Origin of the sequence: Chelativorans sp. ZYF759, assembly GCF_012911015.1 — a bacterium.
Classification (GTDB): domain Bacteria; phylum Pseudomonadota; class Alphaproteobacteria; order Rhizobiales; family Rhizobiaceae; genus ZYF759.
In genome coordinates this window covers 260816-274291 of sequence record NZ_WVVV01000006.1, presented here as the reverse complement: position 1 = coordinate 274291, position 13476 = coordinate 260816, and the positions used below count along the sequence as shown (strand labels likewise).

Here is a 13476-nt window from a genome sequence, read left to right as displayed (position 1 = left end):
TTGGCAACAGGGAGGCCGGAAGCCATGCGATCTTTGGCGCGGAAATTCTTGCTGGCATTTCTTTTCTATCTTGGCGCGCAGGCCGGCGCTTACGCGCAGGACGTGGCGGGCGCCTCCGATCATCCGGAGGTTGGTCGCTATCAGGGCGCGGTGATCGATTTCTATTCCCAAAAGGGCTACGACGAGCTGCGCCTGCCGACCGGGCCGTTGGGGCGCGAACAGCGCGACCGTCCTGACGACTGGCAAGTGTCGCTGGAAGGCAAGACGACATCAATCCGCTATGTGGGGCCGGCCTCGCGTTCGGTGCTCGAGATCATCCGCAATCACCAGCGCGCACTGGAAGGCAATGGCTTCGAGATCGTCTTCACCTGTCGCGGCCAGCAGGAATGCTCACCGCCGCAGATCCCCACTTTCTGGGACGCTGCTCGAGCCGGCATCGGTCTGCCCACGACATGGAACAGCACTGTTTACCTGGTGGCCCGCCGCGACGGTCCCGAGGCCACGATCTGGGTTGGCATGATCGGTGTCGAGGTGCCGGCCCGCGGCGAGAACCCCCTGATGCCCAATCTTGCCGTCACCATCGTCGAAACCCTCCCCATGGAAACCGACCAGATCGCTGTCATCGAAGCTTCCGAACTCGAGCAGACTTTGGTTCGGGATGGCAAGATCGCGATCTACGGCATCCACTTCGACTTCGACAGTGCCGACATTCAGCCCCAATCTGCCGACCAGATCGAGGAACTGGCAAGCCTCCTGAGCGGCAACGAGACACTGCGCGTTCTGATCGTGGGCCACACGGACGGGGAGGGCAGTTTCGACTACAACCTGCTCTTATCGCAGCGCCGCGCCCAGGCCGTCGTGGACGCGCTTGCCAACGGCCATGGAATTGCGGCCCAGCGTTTGCAGCCGGCCGGCGCCGGCATGGTGTCTCCGGTGGCGACCAACCGGACCGAGGAAGGGCGCGCGCGCAATCGCCGCGTGGAAATAGTGGAGATGATGGGAAACTGAATGGCGGGATGGCCGCTCGGCCGGATCGATGGTGGGCGCGACAGGGATTGAACCTGTGACCCTTCGCGTGTGAAGCGAATGCTCTCCCGCTGAGCTACGCGCCCGTTCGACCCGAGGCCGGACTGGCGCGATATACGGTGCGTCGAGGAGTGAAGTCAAGCTGGGTTCAACTCGCCGCCGCGTCCAAAAGACGCTCGACCAGATCAAGGCTGAGCTCGTCGTAATGAGAAATGATGTGCGAGGGCTCGAACTCGCGAACGTGACGGTCAGTGTAGCCGAAATCGACAGCCACGACCGGAATGCCGGCAGCCTTTGCGGTGTCGATGTCGGTACGTGAATCCCCCACCATGATGGACCGTGACGGCACGCCTCCGGCCTTCGCGATGGTCTCCAGCAGGTGCCGTGGATCCGGCTTGCGAAACGCGAACGTGTCCGCTCCGCAAACGGCGCGGAAGCGATGGGCGATCTCGAGCTTCTCCACCAGGCTTACCGAAAGACGCTCCAGCTTGTTGGTGCAGATCGCGAAGGCATAGCCTGCGTCTTCCAGACGGTCGAGCGTGGCAAGCAGACCGGGGTAGGGCGCCGAGGTGCCGGGCATCCCCGTCGTGTAGTGGTCGAGAAACACCTCCATCATCCGCGATAGCGTCTCCTCATCAAGGTCGCGTTGGCCTGCCGCGAACGCTCGCTGGATCATGACGCGCGCGCCCATGCCGACATAACGGCGCAGTTCGGCGGCTTCGACGGGGTTCATGTCCTCGCAGAGCAGGCAATGATTGAGACTTGCCAGAAGGTCCGGCGCGGTATCGATGAGCGTGCCGTCGAGATCGAAGACGATGGTGGGCTGGGTCATTGAGGGGTCCATGCTGCGAGCAGTGGATTAACCTCTTGCTAACCAGCGATCAAGCGGCGCGCGGGAACCGCGCTTTTGCTGGCGAGCCAGGGGGAACCTTCTTAACCGCTGCACCTTATCGATGAGCAGGAGAATCACAGCCGAACTCTGGACGTGGCATGGCTTCGAAGCCCAACCCGAACTTCTCAGCACTGCTGGACGCCCTGATGAGCCGGGACGCCGAGCAATCCGAACGCGTCCACGCGGCGGCGCCCTCACTGAGAGTGGATTTCCTCGACCAGTTGGAACGGCTCCAGGCTTCCAGCCCCGGCATTTTCCCCGGGCCAAATCCCGCCGACTATCCCGATCTGGACCAGGCCCTCGACGAACTTGAGGATGTCGCTGCCCGCGTCGGCGCCCGCAAGGTGCCGCCGACCGTGGATCCGCGCGATATTGAAGCCGAGTTGGGCGACCTTTCGGCCTTGGGCGAAAAGGAACTTACCCGTGTTAGGCGCGATTTCGCGCTGAAAAATCATCCCGACCGCCTGCCTGACGACCAGCGCGGTCTGGCCGAGTTGCGCATGCGTGCCGCCAATGTGCTGATCGATGAAGCCAAGCGAAAGGTCGGGGCCAGGCGGCGCGGCTGATCGCGCCACCCCACTGTTGCGCCCGTGCAACCCGCGCCTTGTCCGTGCGTTGGGAATACTGCATATGGCACCAAGGTGCCGCCGGCACATCAAGAATGGAGTTCAGACTTGGCTATCTCACGCAAAGAGGAAAAGCGCGCTCTCGACACCGAGGAATTCGAACTGGTGGAGAGGACCCATCATCCGCAGGTTGCGGATCTTTCCGACAAGGAACTGCGCGACCTCATCAAGCTGGTTCGCGACCGTCGTGATCGTGCCAAGGACGTGGCGAGCCGACGCCGCCGCGAGATGCGAGGCAAGGCTGCGCCTCGTGGCGCGGAGGCATCCAAGCAGGATACCGGCTCACACCTGAAGACCGAAGTTCTGGCGATGGCCGTGCGCAGATTGAATGCCGAGCGCAGCCGCCGTGAAACCGGCGCCGTGACCGCCGAATAGTATCGCAAGCGGCCGCCGGGAATCGCCCGGCGGCCGTACAGCATCACCAGTTGCCGGTGTTTTCCATGCTCGCCCAGGGCTCGGCCTTCGCCAGCGCGTCGCCCTTCTGCAGCAATTCGATCGAGATGCCGTCCGGCGACTTGACGAACGCCATCCGGCCGTCGCGCGGCGGACGGTTGATGGTGACGCCATTGTCCATCAGCTTCTGGCAGGTGGCATAGATGTCGTCCACCTCATAGGCTAGGTGCCCGAAATTGCGGCCGCCCGTATAGTCTTCCGGATCCCAATTGTAGGTCAGCTCGAGGAGCGGAGCCTGCCTGTCGCGCCCGGAAGCCTCGTCTTCGCTCGCAGCCAGAAAGATCAGCGTGAACTTGCCGGCCTCGCTCTCGATGCGCCGCACCTCGGTCATGCCGAGCTTGTTGCAGTAGAAGTCGAGCGAGGCGTCTACGTCGGCGACGCGCACCATGGTGTGCAGATAACGCATGAAGAAAAGCTCCGTTTCAATGATGCCACTAGATATGGTTCTGCACGATGCGCGGCAAGCCGGTCGTCGCCTGTCCGGCGAAGTACGCCGAAAGTATCTCTGATACTTCGCCGGTGAAAATCGACCGCCGGGCCTTGCTAAAAAGATGCCCGACAGTGTTATCCTGCTCATCGAGAATCAGTTGGGGTGTCTCGAGAAGAAGGTGCGTTCGGATGGGGGACAAGGCCTCGGGGGAGGGTCGTACAGCGATCATGGGTGATGCCCTGTCCGCCGACAGCGGCAGCGAGACGGAACTCCTTGAGATTTCCGGATCCATCAAATGGTTCGATGTCGCCAAGGGCTTCGGCTTCATGCTGCCCGACGAGCCCGGTCTGGGCGATGTTCTCTTGCACGTGACCTGCCTGCGCAAGGACGGCTTCCAGACCGCCATCGAAGGCGCCCGCGTCGTCTGTCTCGCCCGTCAGGGCGATCGCGGCTGGCAGGCTTTCCGCATCATCTCGATGGACAATTCCACCGCGGTCCATCCCGCCGAGCAGCCGCAGCAGCGCACCCACGTGGCCGTCAAGGCCGAAAGCGGTCTCGAACGCGCCCTCGTCAAGTGGTTCAACCGGACCAAGGGCTTCGGCTTTCTGACGCGCGGCGAAGGCACCGAGGACATTTTCGTCCATATGGAAACTCTGCGCCGCTATGGCCTTGCCGAACTCAGGCCCGGGCAGGTCGTCCTTGTTCGTTTCGGCAATGGCGACAAGGGCCTTATGGCTGCCGAAATCTACCCCGATGTGGGAACCTTGCCGATCTCGCACTGATTGATCGGATGTTTCGACGAAAGGTTTGACCATGTCCCCAGCCCTCCGGCTGCCTGCCGGCCTGTTCGCGCTGTTTGCCGCGCTCGCGCTGATGATCAACGTCACCCTTGCCCAGCAAGCCAGTGGCGATCCGATGATCCTGCCCGTCGACGAGGTTCCCCTCGTCGCCATGACCGCGGAAGGCGAGCGCCGCTTCACCATCGAGATCGCCGAAACCACCGAGCAGCAGGCCCGCGGTCTCATGTTCCGTGAGGAAATGGACAACGATCACGGCATGCTGTTTGCATTCGCCGTTACCCGGCCAGCCAGCTTCTGGATGCGCAACACGCCGATGCCGCTCGACCTGATCTTCATCGGCGAAGATGGCCGCGTGGTGTCGGTGGAACGCGGCGAACCGTTTTCGCTCGACGCCATCGGTCCCCAGGACCCGGTTCGCTTCGTGCTTGAAATCAGGGCCGGCATCGCCGAAGAGACCGGCATCGAACCCGGCACGCGCATGCGGCACCCCCGTATCGATGCGGTCGCCGGCGAAGACTGATCCGGTTGAGCGGGGCATTTCTACTCCATGCAATCATTTCGACATGACGGTTTCGACCTCGCCTATATCGATAGTCCGGCGGTCGCCGGCGAAGGCGAAACGATCCTCCTGATCCACGGCTTCGCCTCGTCTGTTGCCGTGAACTGGATCAATCCGGGCTGGGTCAAGACGCTCAACGATGCGGGCTACCGCGTGGTGGCGATCGACAATCGCGGACATGGCCGTTCGTCGAAGAGCCACGAGAAGGCGGATTACTACCCCGCCGCCATGGCCGATGATGCGGCCGCCCTGCTTGACCATCTGGGGATCGAGAAGGCCCACGTCTTCGGCTATTCGATGGGCGCGCGCATTTCCGCCTTCCTGGCTCTGCGCCATCCCCAACGCGTCGCCAGCCTGGTCTTCGGCGGGCTCGGCATCGGCATGGTCGAGGGGGTAGGGGACTGGGACCCGATCGCCGGAGCGCTGCTGGCGGACGATCCCCGGACCATAGCCCATCCGCGAGGGCAGATGTTTCGAGCCTTCGCCGACCAGACGAAGAGCGACCGCAAGGCGCTGGCCGCCTGTATCGAAACTTCGCGCGAACTCGTTTCCGAGACCGATGTCGCGCGCATCGCCCAGCCGACGCTGATCGGCGTCGGCACACGCGACGACATTGCGGGCTCGGCCGCCGATCTCGCCGCCCTGATGGTGAATGCCGAGGCCTTTTCCGTCGAGCGACGCGACCACATGCAGTCGGTCGGCGACCGTTCGTTCAAGGCCCGCGTCCTCGACTTCCTGAAGGACCATCCGATTTGAAGCCGAACACGCTCGAACTTGCCGGTGCGGAGGGCAACCTCCTTGTCGCGGATCTGTGGGACGGTCGCGGCCATCCCGTGGTGCTCCTGCATGGCGGCGGCCAGACCCGCCACGCCTGGGATGAGACCGCGCGGCGCATCGCCTCGGAAGGAATGCGCGCGATCACCGTCGATCTGCGTGGCCATGGCCAGAGCGACTGGGTCGCGAGCGGCAATTACGGCTTCGGTGATTTCGGCGCCGATGCGGCAGCCATTTTCCGCCAGGTCGCGGAGATGTTCCACGCCGCGCCGTCGGCGGTGGGCGCGTCCCTGGGCGGACTTTCGGCGCTCACGGCCGAGGCGCGCCACGGCAGGCTCCTCGAAGCGCTGGTTCTCGTCGACGTGACGCCACGGCTTGATCCGGGCGGCGTGGCGCGAGTTCAGGGCTTCATGAGTGCCCGTCTGGCGGAAGGCTTTGCCTCGCTTGAGGAAGTCGCAGACGCGATCGCGGCCTACCTGCCGCATCGAAAGCGTCCCTCCTCTCTCGACGGGCTGCGCAAGAATCTGCGTCTTGGGGAAGACGGTCGCTATCGCTGGCACTGGGATCCCGCGCTGTTTGCGGGCGACGCCAGCCTCGAAAGCGATGGCGCCGCCGTGCGCGACGAACTGTTGGCTGCGCTGCCCGGCATGCATGTGCCGATGCTGCTCGTGCGCGGCATGCAGTCGGAACTGGTGCACGAGGAATATGCGCGCGAATTCGTCGAACTGGCGCCGCAGGCGAGCTATGTCGATGTCGGCGGCGCCGGCCACATGGTCGCGGGCGACCGTAACGACGTGTTCTGCGCCGCCATCCTCGAATTTCTCACCGACCGGGAAGCGGCCTAGACCCGCAGCCATCCGTCCTGGAACTCGACCCCGCCGACGCCCGCGAAGCGGCGCAGACGCTCCAGTTCGGCGTCGAGCGCGCTTAGCAGCGCCGCCGAAACGCGCACGCCCGGTTCCGTCCAGAAGGCGCGCACCACCAGCCTGTCGATCTGCCGATCGGCCCTGGCATCGATGCGTCCGACCATCGTTTCCCCGCGCAGGACAGGGAAGACATAGTAGCCATACTGGCGCTTGGCTTCGGGCACGAAAATCTCGATGCGATACTGGAAGCCGAAGAGGCGTTCTGCCCGCGCGCGGTCGCGCAGCAGGGGATCGAAGGGACTCAGGATGCGCAGCCTTGCCGGCGCTTCGGGCGGCTCGATGGCGGGATCGAATGCCGAGGCCAGAGCGTAGGAGGCGCGCGGCCTGCCGCCATCGGCGGGCTCGACCTCGACATGCAGCAATTCCTCCCGGTTCTCCTTCATCCACTCTTCCACTTCGGCCGGCGTTACCAGATCCCAGAAGGCGGCGATTTCGCCGCGGGTGGCAAAGCCCAGCCTGCGAAAAGCGCTGCGGCAGGCCCAGTCGATGAAGGCGTGATGCTCGATCTCCCGCTCGTAGTGAGCTGTCGGGATCACGTTTTGCGCCAGATCGTAGACCTTCTGGAATCCGTCGCGCCGGGCGATGGCCAGTTCGCCGGTGCGCCAGAGAAATTCCAGCGCGGCCTTGGAGGGATGCCAGTCCCACCATCCCGTCGAAGGCTTCTCGCGGGCCTCGAAATCGCGGGCACGCAGCGGCCCTTCCCGCGCGATGCGGTCGAGCACCCGGTCCATCTCGAGGCGGGCGGCTTCGAGCCTTTCCTTCCACCACCGCGACTGCAGTCGCTCCCGGTCGCGCGCGAAGCGGTGGCGCCAATAAGGGAAGAAGGCGCAGGGAATGATCGAGGCGTCGTGCGTCCAGTGTTCGAACAGAGACCGGTCGTCCTCGATCAGGCGATGCAGATCGCGCTGCCGGTAGGTCTGGTTGCGCGCGAACAGGATGTGATGGTGGGCGCGCTCGACCGTGCCGATGCTGTCGACCTGCACGAAGCCCAGATCGTGGACCATCGCCACGAGGTCGTCGCGCGACAGAGCCCGGCGCGGCGGCGAGGCGAGGCCCTGCCGTGCGATGAAGTGGCGCCGCGCCAGACGGTTGGGAATCAGTATGGCCATATGGGTGCCTTGCTTTTTGTCTCGGCGAACCAGCGACCTCAATTTCGGTATCCGGGCAAGAGCGAACGCCGAATCTGGTGACAGCTCGTGTCGGCAATCCTCATTCGCCTCGGAATTTCGGTTGGCGTCGGGTTCTGAATGCTTCACGGCCCTCGGCGTAATCGGAGCTGGCGAAAGTGGCATCGCCGATCCGCCCTGCGCGCTCGGCATCTTCCGGCCTGCCAGAGAGCACTGCCCCGATGGACGCCTTTGATGCGCGCACCGAAAGGGGGGCATTGGTGGCAATGGTCGAAGCGATGGCCATGGCGCGATCGAATGGATCGCCGTCGGCGACTTCCAGGAGGAAGCCGGCCGCCAGCGCCTCTTCCGCTGCAAGGCTGGTCCCGGTGAATGTCAGGTGGCGCGCGATTTGGGGCCCGAGAGCGTGAACGATGTCTGCCATCGCATCGACGGGATAGGCCAGGCCCAACCGCGCGGCTGGAACCGCGAAGCGGGCATCGCGGGAGGCAAGGCGCAAGTCGCAGGCTGCTGCGAGACCGAAGCCGCCCCCGAAGCAGATGCCCCGAATGGCTGCGATCGTGGGCACGGGGAAATTGCGGATCGCGGCAAAAGCCGCCGAGTTCGCCGCCTCGTAGATGCGTGCCGCATCGGGATCGCCGCGCATCGTGTCGAATTCTGCGATGTCGGCACCGGCACAGAAGTCGGACCCTGTCGAGCCGAGGACCGCAACCCGAAGATGCGCATTGTCGGCAAGTTGCGCGAACGATGCGGCCAGTGCGCGCCAGCTTTCGAAATCGAGCGCGTTCTTCTTGTTCGGGCGGTCGAGAAGGATGGTGGCGATGCCGTCACCGCTGATCTGCACCGAAATCCATTTTCCGCCGACATCTTGAATCGCCATGCATCAATTCCCATTGAAGGTCGGTTAAGCAAAATGCGGTTCATACGAGACGCTTTTGGGAGTAGAGACTATGTTTTGGCAGGGCAAGCGCCGATGGCCATGGAGGCGAAGATGAACAGTGCCAGCGCCATGAGGACCGGGACGGTCCAGCCGATCGATCCCATATGGTCTTCTATCCGCAAGGAAGCGGAAGAGGCGGTTGCACGCGACCCCTTGCTTGCGGCCTTTCTCTATTCGACCATCATCAACCACGATCGGCTTGAAGACGCCGTCATCCATCGCCTGTCGGAACGGCTTGATCATCCCGACATGAGCGCGGATCTGATCCGGCAGACTTACAAGACAATGATCGCCGCCGAGCCCGAATGGGACGGCATCGTCAGGGTCGATATCCAAGCCTATTACGATCGCGATCCGGCATGCGACCGTTTCATGATGCCGGTCTTGTATTTCAAGGGCTTTCACGCCGTTCAGACGCATCGCCTCGCGCACTGGCTCTGGCACAATGGCCGCCGTGACTTCGCGCTCTATCTGCAGAGCCGTTCGTCCGCTGTCTTCCAGACCGACATCCATCCGGGCTCTCGGATCGGCAAGGGTATCTTCATCGACCACGCCACCGGGCTGGTGGTCGGCGAGACCGCCGTCGTCGAGGACAACGTGTCGATGCTCCACGGCGTCACGCTGGGCGGCACGGGCAAGGCTGGCGGGGATCGGCACCCCAAGATCCGACATGGCGTTCTGATCGGTGCCGGCGCCAAGATTCTCGGCAATATCGAGATTGGCCATTGCACCAAGGTCGCGGCCGGATCGGTCGTGTTGAAATCCGTTCCCCACAACAAGACGGTTGCGGGTGTCCCTGCGCGCATTGTCGGCGAGACCGGGTGCGACGAGCCTTCGCGCGCGATGGATCAGCTTTTGAACGGCGATCACTGACCGTCAGAAAATCTCTGGGAACCGAAGCAGGGCCTGTACCCTTTACAGGCTGACGCTCGGCGTGTCAGAAGCGCGCCCATAGCCCAAACAAGAACGCATCGGAGAAGCCTCTTGAAGCCGGAAGAAATCCGCAAGCTCGAAGCCTATTTCAAGCGCACCTTCAACAACCCCACCCTGCAGGTCAGGGCGAGGCCGCAGAAGCAGGATTCGGCGGAGCTCTATGTCGGCGAGGAGTTCCTCGGCGTCATCTTCCGCGACGAGGAGGACGGCGACCTGTCCTACAATTTCTCGATGGCGATTCTCGACATCGATCTCGACTGACATTCGATTACCGCCCGCCGGCACCGGCGAGGTGCCGGCGGGCGGCATACATGGCGACGGCAGCCGCGTTCGACACGTTCAGCGAGCGGATCGCGCCTTCGAGATCGAGGCGGGCGAGCAGGTCCACCGTCTCGCGCGTCTTTTGTCGCAGACCCTTGCCCTCAGCGCCGAGCACCAGGGCGATCCTGTCGCCTGCAAAGCTCTTCTCGAGCACGTCCGGACCTTCCGAATCGAGGCCGACGGTCTGATAGCCCGCTTCCTGCAATTCCTGCAGCGCTACGGCGAGATTGCGCACTTCCAGATGATCGATGTGCTCCAGCGCGCCTGACGCGGACTTGGCCAGGACTCCGCTTTCCGATGGGCTGTGACGCGCGGTGGTGATCAGCGCGCCGGCGCCGAACGCGACGGCCGAGCGCATGATTGCGCCGACATTGTGCGGGTCCGTCACCTGGTCGAGCACCAGCACGAGCGCGGTGTCGCCCAGTGCCGAAAGCGGCTTGGGCTTCAGCGGCTCGGCCTCGGCCAGAACCCCCTGGTGAACGGCATCCGCACCCGTCAACCGGTCGATTTCCTTGGGCTCGACCATTTCCACGGGAAAGGGCAGGGTGCCTGAATTGGCGAGATCGAGACGCGCCAGCGCGTTACGGGAGGCAAGCAGCCTGTGGATACGCCGCCTGGGATTGGCGATGGCAGCCCGCACGGTGTGCAGGCCGTACAGGCGCACAAGACCGTCTTCGGCCGGTGCTGCGGTTTCCGCCACGCTGTCGCGATGCTGGCGCCGCAGGCGGGCGTAGTGGCTGTCCTTGGGCGTGTGGGTCGACTTTTTCTGGCTCATCGCCCCCTATATCCCGTGTCGCTCCCGCCCGCCACGTCTATCGCGCCGATAGCGGTTGACAGCCCGGAAGCGGCCCGCCATAAGGCCCATCGCGATGGTCAGCCGGCTCCGGCCAGACCGGCCTCGCGAAGCTCGCACGTGCTCCGGTAACGGTTTTGGAGGGGTGTCCGAGTGGTTAAAGGAGACGGACTGTAAATCCGTTGGCTATGCCTACGCTGGTTCGAATCCAGCCCCCTCCACCACGACCGGACCGGAAGCAGCGAGCCTGGGCATGATCGATGCCCACCCACCTATGTCTTTGCAGAAACAGCTGGTTAGTAGCGGAACTGCTCGCTGAGGATGCGCTCGTCCCAGGAGTGGCCGGCATCGAACAGCAACGACACCGTCGCCTTGCGGGTCTCGCGCACCGTGACCGAGCGGACCGATTTGACCTCTGAGTGGTCGGCAACCGCATTTACCGGCCGCTTGTCCTCCTCAAGCACGTCGAACCGCACCGTGGAACGATTGGGCAAGAGCGCCCCCCGCCACCGCCGCGGGCGGAAGGGGCTGACCGGAGTGAGCGCGAGCAGCGGCGCGTCAAGCGGCAGGATCGGCCCATGCGCCGACAGGTTGTAGGCTGTCGAGCCCGCAGGCGTCGCGACCATGACTCCATCGCAGATCAGTTCTTCAAGCCGCACCTTGTCGTCCACCGTGATGCGGATCTTGGCCGCCTGGGCCGATTGCCGGAAAAGGGCGACCTCGTTGATGGCGAGCATGGTCTCGCTGGAACCGTCCTTGCGCGTGGCCACCATCTCGAGCGGCCGAATCGTTTCGGCAATCGCGTCCAGGATGCGCTGGCGCAGCCCCTCCTCGGCATATTCGTTCATCAGGAAGCCGGTGGAGCCGCGATTCATGCCGTAGATGCGACGACCCGACCCCATGTGCTGGTGGATGGTCTGCAGCATGAAGCCGTCCCCCCCCAGCGGCACGATGACGTCGGCTTCCCCGATGCCCGCATGACCATAAAGCGCCGACAGTCTTTTGGCCGCCAACTGAGCTTCTTCCGTGTCGGCCGCAGTGAAAGCTAGGGAATCCATCACCTGGAGCCTCTGAATGACGGGAGGAGACGAACTAGCACGGGGCTCTGCGCCTGCAAAGCACGCATCAGAACCGATCGCCGCGCACGACTTCCACCACGCTTTTGGTCAGCATCAGACCATGGCTGTCGAGCAGGGGCTTCAGAGCCTCGATCAACGCTTCGGCACGACGCGGGCCGGTGATGGTCACGAACACGATCTTGGTTTGGGCGCCGGATATCTGGTCCTCGTTCCAGCGTCCTCCGCGGCCCGAACCGGCGATCGTGCGCATCAGCGTGTAGCCGGTTACACCGACGCTTTCGGCCAGTTCGGTCACACGGCGCACGAGCGGCGCATCGACCAGGATTTCGATCTTGATCTTGGATGTCGTGGTGGTCATGGCGAGACGATCCATTGCGCGAGCAGCGTGTAGAGCGGGATGCCGGCGACGATGTTGAAGGGAAAGGTGACCCCCAGTGACATCGAGAGATAGAGCCCGGCATCGGCTTCGGGAAGTGCCATCCGCATGGCTGCCGGCACCGCGATGTACGACGCGCTCGCCGCCAGGATGCCGAGCCCGGCAGCGCTGCCCACATCGAGCCCTATCGCCGCCCCGACGACAACGCCGATAGTGCCGTTGACGAGTGCAAAGGCCACTCCCAGCATGGCGAGCCTGAGCGTCAGGGACCGCGATTCCATGATGCGCCGGGCCGCCACCAGCCCCATGTCGAGCAGGAACAGGCAGAGCACGCCGCGAAAGGCCGTTTCGAAGACGGGGGCGATGGGTGCGAACCCATCGCTGCCGGCGACCAGGCCGATCATGAAGCTGCCGAGAAGCAGAACCACCGACCCGTTCAGCAGCGTCTCGCGCAGCAGGTCGGCCCGCCCGTGACCTTCGCTTTTCATCCCGCCGCGCGCCAGCAGGAGACCGACGATGATGGCGGGGGTTTCCATGATTGCCAGGACGGCGACGAGATAGCCGGCCGGCGGCAGTCCGGAGGTGGTCAGCACCTCCACGCCGGTAACGAAGGTCACCACGCTCACCGAACCGTAATGGGCGGCGACCGCGGCCGCATTGATGGCATCGAGGCGTCCCACACGCCGCAGCAGGAAGAAGACCGGAAGCGGGATCACGATCGACAGGACGAGACCGGCCACCGCCGCGGCAAGCATTTCCGTCGAGAAGCCCGCCTCGGAAACCTGGACGCCGCCCTTCAGGCCGATGGCGGCCATCAGATAAAGCGCAAGACCCTTGGCAATGGCTTCCGGAATGGAAAGGTCCGAACGCGCGAATGCCGCCGCCGCTCCGAGCACGAAGAACAATATGACCGGAGAAAGCAGCGTTTCCATGATTGCCCCGCAGACGCCTGCCACCAGTCGGACGGGCGACCAGTCAAATAGCGAGCGTGATGCGAGACTTCAATCTGCCCCGATGAAGGTTTCGCCTCAGTGCGTGGCGAAGGGGCGGGGGGCGTAACCGCCATCCGAGGTGCGTTCGAAGAACTCGCCCAATTGGGGGTGGCGGAGCGGCTGGCCGGAACTGTCTTCAAGGAGGTTCTGCTCCGAGACATAGGCCACGTACTCGGTTTCGTCGTTTTCGGCGAGCAGGTGGTAGAAGGGCTGATCCTTCCGCGGTCGAACCTCCGCAGGGATCGCCTGGTACCACTCCTCGGTGTTGTTGAACTCCGGATCAACGTCGAAGATCACGCCGCGGAACGGAAACAGGCGGTGCCGGACGACTTGTCCGATCTTGAACTTCGCTTCCCTGATCTCGGTCATGATACGCACTTCTGGCCTGCTGCTACTTGTGCCTATTTGGACCAGCAGCCCACGCATTTC

The 13476-nt window shown here is 63.8% G+C and carries 18 protein-coding genes and 2 tRNA genes; 10 read left to right on the top strand and 10 right to left on the bottom strand.

Features of this window, described 5'->3' with window-relative positions; genetic code table 11:
• The first annotated feature begins 48 nt into the window (after positions 1-48).
• On the top strand, positions 49-1008 hold the full coding sequence (locus GRZ55_RS12545; RefSeq protein WP_210257334.1) for an OmpA family protein: 960 nt from the start codon (positions 49-51) through the stop codon (positions 1006-1008).
• A 29-nt stretch (positions 1009-1037) separates the two neighbouring features.
• Here GRZ55_RS12545 and GRZ55_RS12540 read toward each other — a convergent pair.
• Together GRZ55_RS12540 and GRZ55_RS12535 are read right to left on the bottom strand one after the other, a co-directional pair.
• Positions 1038-1112, bottom strand: a tRNA-Val gene (locus GRZ55_RS12540).
• Between the two features lie 62 nt (positions 1113-1174).
• Entirely contained in the window at positions 1175-1858 is a 684-nt protein-coding gene (locus tag GRZ55_RS12535) for a phosphoglycolate phosphatase (RefSeq protein ID WP_169287261.1), read from the bottom strand.
• A 158-nt stretch (positions 1859-2016) separates the two neighbouring features.
• Between GRZ55_RS12535 and GRZ55_RS23445 the strand changes: the two genes are divergently transcribed.
• Together GRZ55_RS23445 and GRZ55_RS12525 are read left to right on the top strand one after the other, a co-directional pair.
• Positions 2017-2484 (top strand): hypothetical protein, encoded by a 468-nt coding sequence (locus GRZ55_RS23445; protein WP_246734706.1) that lies wholly within the window; start codon positions 2017-2019, stop codon positions 2482-2484.
• Between the two features lie 108 nt (positions 2485-2592).
• Positions 2593-2919, top strand: a complete 327-nt coding sequence (locus tag GRZ55_RS12525; protein WP_169287260.1) for a hypothetical protein — start codon at positions 2593-2595, stop codon at positions 2917-2919.
• Positions 2920-2962: 43 nt separating this feature from the next.
• On the opposite strand, the gene gloA is transcribed toward GRZ55_RS12525, so the two are convergent.
• Positions 2963-3403: a lactoylglutathione lyase gene (gloA, locus tag GRZ55_RS12520; RefSeq protein WP_169287259.1), complete on the bottom strand. Its 441-nt coding sequence runs from the start codon at positions 3401-3403 to the stop codon at positions 2963-2965.
• Positions 3404-3654: 251 nt separating this feature from the next.
• On the opposite strand from gloA, the gene GRZ55_RS12515 reads away from it, so the two are divergent.
• From GRZ55_RS12515 to GRZ55_RS12500, 4 genes are read left to right on the top strand one after another with little or no spacing between them, the layout of a single operon-like run.
• A complete protein-coding gene (locus GRZ55_RS12515; protein WP_368856613.1) occupies positions 3655-4209 on the top strand; it encodes a cold-shock protein in 555 nt (184 codons plus the stop codon).
• Positions 4210-4240: 31 nt separating this feature from the next.
• Positions 4241-4747 carry a DUF192 domain-containing protein gene (locus GRZ55_RS12510; protein ID WP_169287257.1) on the top strand — a complete coding sequence of 169 codons (507 nt, stop codon included), beginning with the start codon at positions 4241-4243 and terminating at the stop codon, positions 4745-4747.
• 27 nt (positions 4748-4774) lie between these two features.
• The gene (locus GRZ55_RS12505) at positions 4775-5542 is read left to right on the top strand and encodes an alpha/beta fold hydrolase (protein ID WP_169287256.1); all 768 of its coding nucleotides are present in this window, start codon (positions 4775-4777) and stop codon (positions 5540-5542) included.
• Positions 5539-6405, top strand: coding sequence for an alpha/beta fold hydrolase (locus GRZ55_RS12500; RefSeq protein WP_169287255.1), 867 nt, complete (start codon positions 5539-5541; stop codon positions 6403-6405). The genes GRZ55_RS12505 and GRZ55_RS12500 overlap by 4 nt, the downstream gene beginning before the upstream one ends.
• Here GRZ55_RS12500 and GRZ55_RS12495 read toward each other — a convergent pair.
• Positions 6402-7595 carry a winged helix-turn-helix domain-containing protein gene (locus GRZ55_RS12495; RefSeq protein WP_169287254.1) on the bottom strand — a complete coding sequence of 398 codons (1194 nt, stop codon included), beginning with the start codon at positions 7593-7595 and terminating at the stop codon, positions 6402-6404. The two genes, GRZ55_RS12500 and GRZ55_RS12495, sit on opposite strands and share 4 nt — an antisense overlap.
• A 100-nt stretch (positions 7596-7695) precedes the next feature.
• Positions 7696-8493 carry an enoyl-CoA hydratase-related protein gene (locus GRZ55_RS12490; RefSeq protein WP_169287253.1) on the bottom strand — a complete coding sequence of 266 codons (798 nt, stop codon included), beginning with the start codon at positions 8491-8493 and terminating at the stop codon, positions 7696-7698.
• Between the two features lie 99 nt (positions 8494-8592).
• On the opposite strand from GRZ55_RS12490, the gene cysE reads away from it, so the two are divergent.
• Positions 8593-9426, top strand: coding sequence for a serine O-acetyltransferase (gene cysE / locus GRZ55_RS12485; RefSeq protein ID WP_169287327.1), 834 nt, complete (start codon positions 8593-8595; stop codon positions 9424-9426).
• Positions 9427-9537: 111 nt separating this feature from the next.
• Positions 9538-9747, top strand: a complete 210-nt coding sequence (locus GRZ55_RS12480; RefSeq protein WP_169287252.1) for a DUF3126 family protein — start codon at positions 9538-9540, stop codon at positions 9745-9747.
• A 7-nt stretch (positions 9748-9754) separates the two neighbouring features.
• On the opposite strand, the gene GRZ55_RS12475 is transcribed toward GRZ55_RS12480, so the two are convergent.
• Positions 9755-10582, bottom strand: a complete 828-nt coding sequence (locus GRZ55_RS12475; RefSeq protein WP_169287251.1) for an RNA methyltransferase — start codon at positions 10580-10582, stop codon at positions 9755-9757.
• A gap of 157 nt (positions 10583-10739) precedes the next feature.
• Here GRZ55_RS12475 and GRZ55_RS12470 point away from each other — a divergent pair.
• Positions 10740-10824 (top strand) — tRNA-Tyr (locus tag GRZ55_RS12470).
• A 72-nt stretch (positions 10825-10896) separates the two neighbouring features.
• Here GRZ55_RS12470 and GRZ55_RS12465 read toward each other — a convergent pair.
• The 4 genes from GRZ55_RS12465 to hspQ all read right to left on the bottom strand — a co-directional run bounded on the left by GRZ55_RS12465 (position 10897) and on the right by hspQ (position 13407).
• Complete coding sequence (locus GRZ55_RS12465; RefSeq protein ID WP_169287250.1) at positions 10897-11658, bottom strand: NAD kinase; 762 nt, start codon at positions 11656-11658, stop codon at positions 10897-10899.
• A gap of 67 nt (positions 11659-11725) precedes the next feature.
• Positions 11726-12037 carry a DUF190 domain-containing protein gene (locus GRZ55_RS12460; RefSeq protein WP_169287249.1) on the bottom strand — a complete coding sequence of 104 codons (312 nt, stop codon included), beginning with the start codon at positions 12035-12037 and terminating at the stop codon, positions 11726-11728.
• Positions 12034-12987, bottom strand: coding sequence for a sodium-dependent bicarbonate transport family permease (locus tag GRZ55_RS12455; protein WP_169287248.1), 954 nt, complete (start codon positions 12985-12987; stop codon positions 12034-12036). The genes GRZ55_RS12460 and GRZ55_RS12455 overlap by 4 nt, the downstream gene beginning before the upstream one ends.
• A gap of 96 nt (positions 12988-13083) precedes the next feature.
• Positions 13084-13407 (bottom strand): heat shock protein HspQ, encoded by a 324-nt coding sequence (hspQ, locus tag GRZ55_RS12450; RefSeq protein WP_169287326.1) that lies wholly within the window; start codon positions 13405-13407, stop codon positions 13084-13086.
• Positions 13408-13476 lie beyond the last annotated feature (69 nt).

Bases quoted from the DNA above. Each gene is read 5' to 3' on its own strand.
- cysE (WP_169287327.1), top strand. From the start codon at position 8,593: ATGGAGGCGAAGATGAACAGTGCCAGCGCCATGAGGACCGGGACGGTC.
- GRZ55_RS12475 (WP_169287251.1), bottom strand. From the start codon at position 10,582: ATGAGCCAGAAAAAGTCGACCCACACGCCCAAGGACAGCCACTACGCC.
- GRZ55_RS12495 (WP_169287254.1), bottom strand. From the start codon at position 7,595: ATGGCCATACTGATTCCCAACCGTCTGGCGCGGCGCCACTTCATCGCA.
- GRZ55_RS12460 (WP_169287249.1), bottom strand. From the start codon at position 12,037: ATGACCACCACGACATCCAAGATCAAGATCGAAATCCTGGTCGATGCG.
- GRZ55_RS12535 (WP_169287261.1), bottom strand. From the start codon at position 1,858: ATGACCCAGCCCACCATCGTCTTCGATCTCGACGGCACGCTCATCGAT.
- GRZ55_RS12510 (WP_169287257.1), top strand. From the start codon at position 4,241: ATGTCCCCAGCCCTCCGGCTGCCTGCCGGCCTGTTCGCGCTGTTTGCC.
- GRZ55_RS23445 (WP_246734706.1), top strand. From the start codon at position 2,017: ATGGCTTCGAAGCCCAACCCGAACTTCTCAGCACTGCTGGACGCCCTG.
- gloA (WP_169287259.1), bottom strand. From the start codon at position 3,403: ATGCGTTATCTGCACACCATGGTGCGCGTCGCCGACGTAGACGCCTCG.
- GRZ55_RS12515 (WP_368856613.1), top strand. From the start codon at position 3,655: ATGGGTGATGCCCTGTCCGCCGACAGCGGCAGCGAGACGGAACTCCTT.
- GRZ55_RS12465 (WP_169287250.1), bottom strand. From the start codon at position 11,658: ATGGATTCCCTAGCTTTCACTGCGGCCGACACGGAAGAAGCTCAGTTG.
- GRZ55_RS12455 (WP_169287248.1), bottom strand. From the start codon at position 12,987: ATGGAAACGCTGCTTTCTCCGGTCATATTGTTCTTCGTGCTCGGAGCG.
- GRZ55_RS12490 (WP_169287253.1), bottom strand. From the start codon at position 8,493: ATGGCGATTCAAGATGTCGGCGGAAAATGGATTTCGGTGCAGATCAGC.
- GRZ55_RS12505 (WP_169287256.1), top strand. From the start codon at position 4,775: ATGCAATCATTTCGACATGACGGTTTCGACCTCGCCTATATCGATAGT.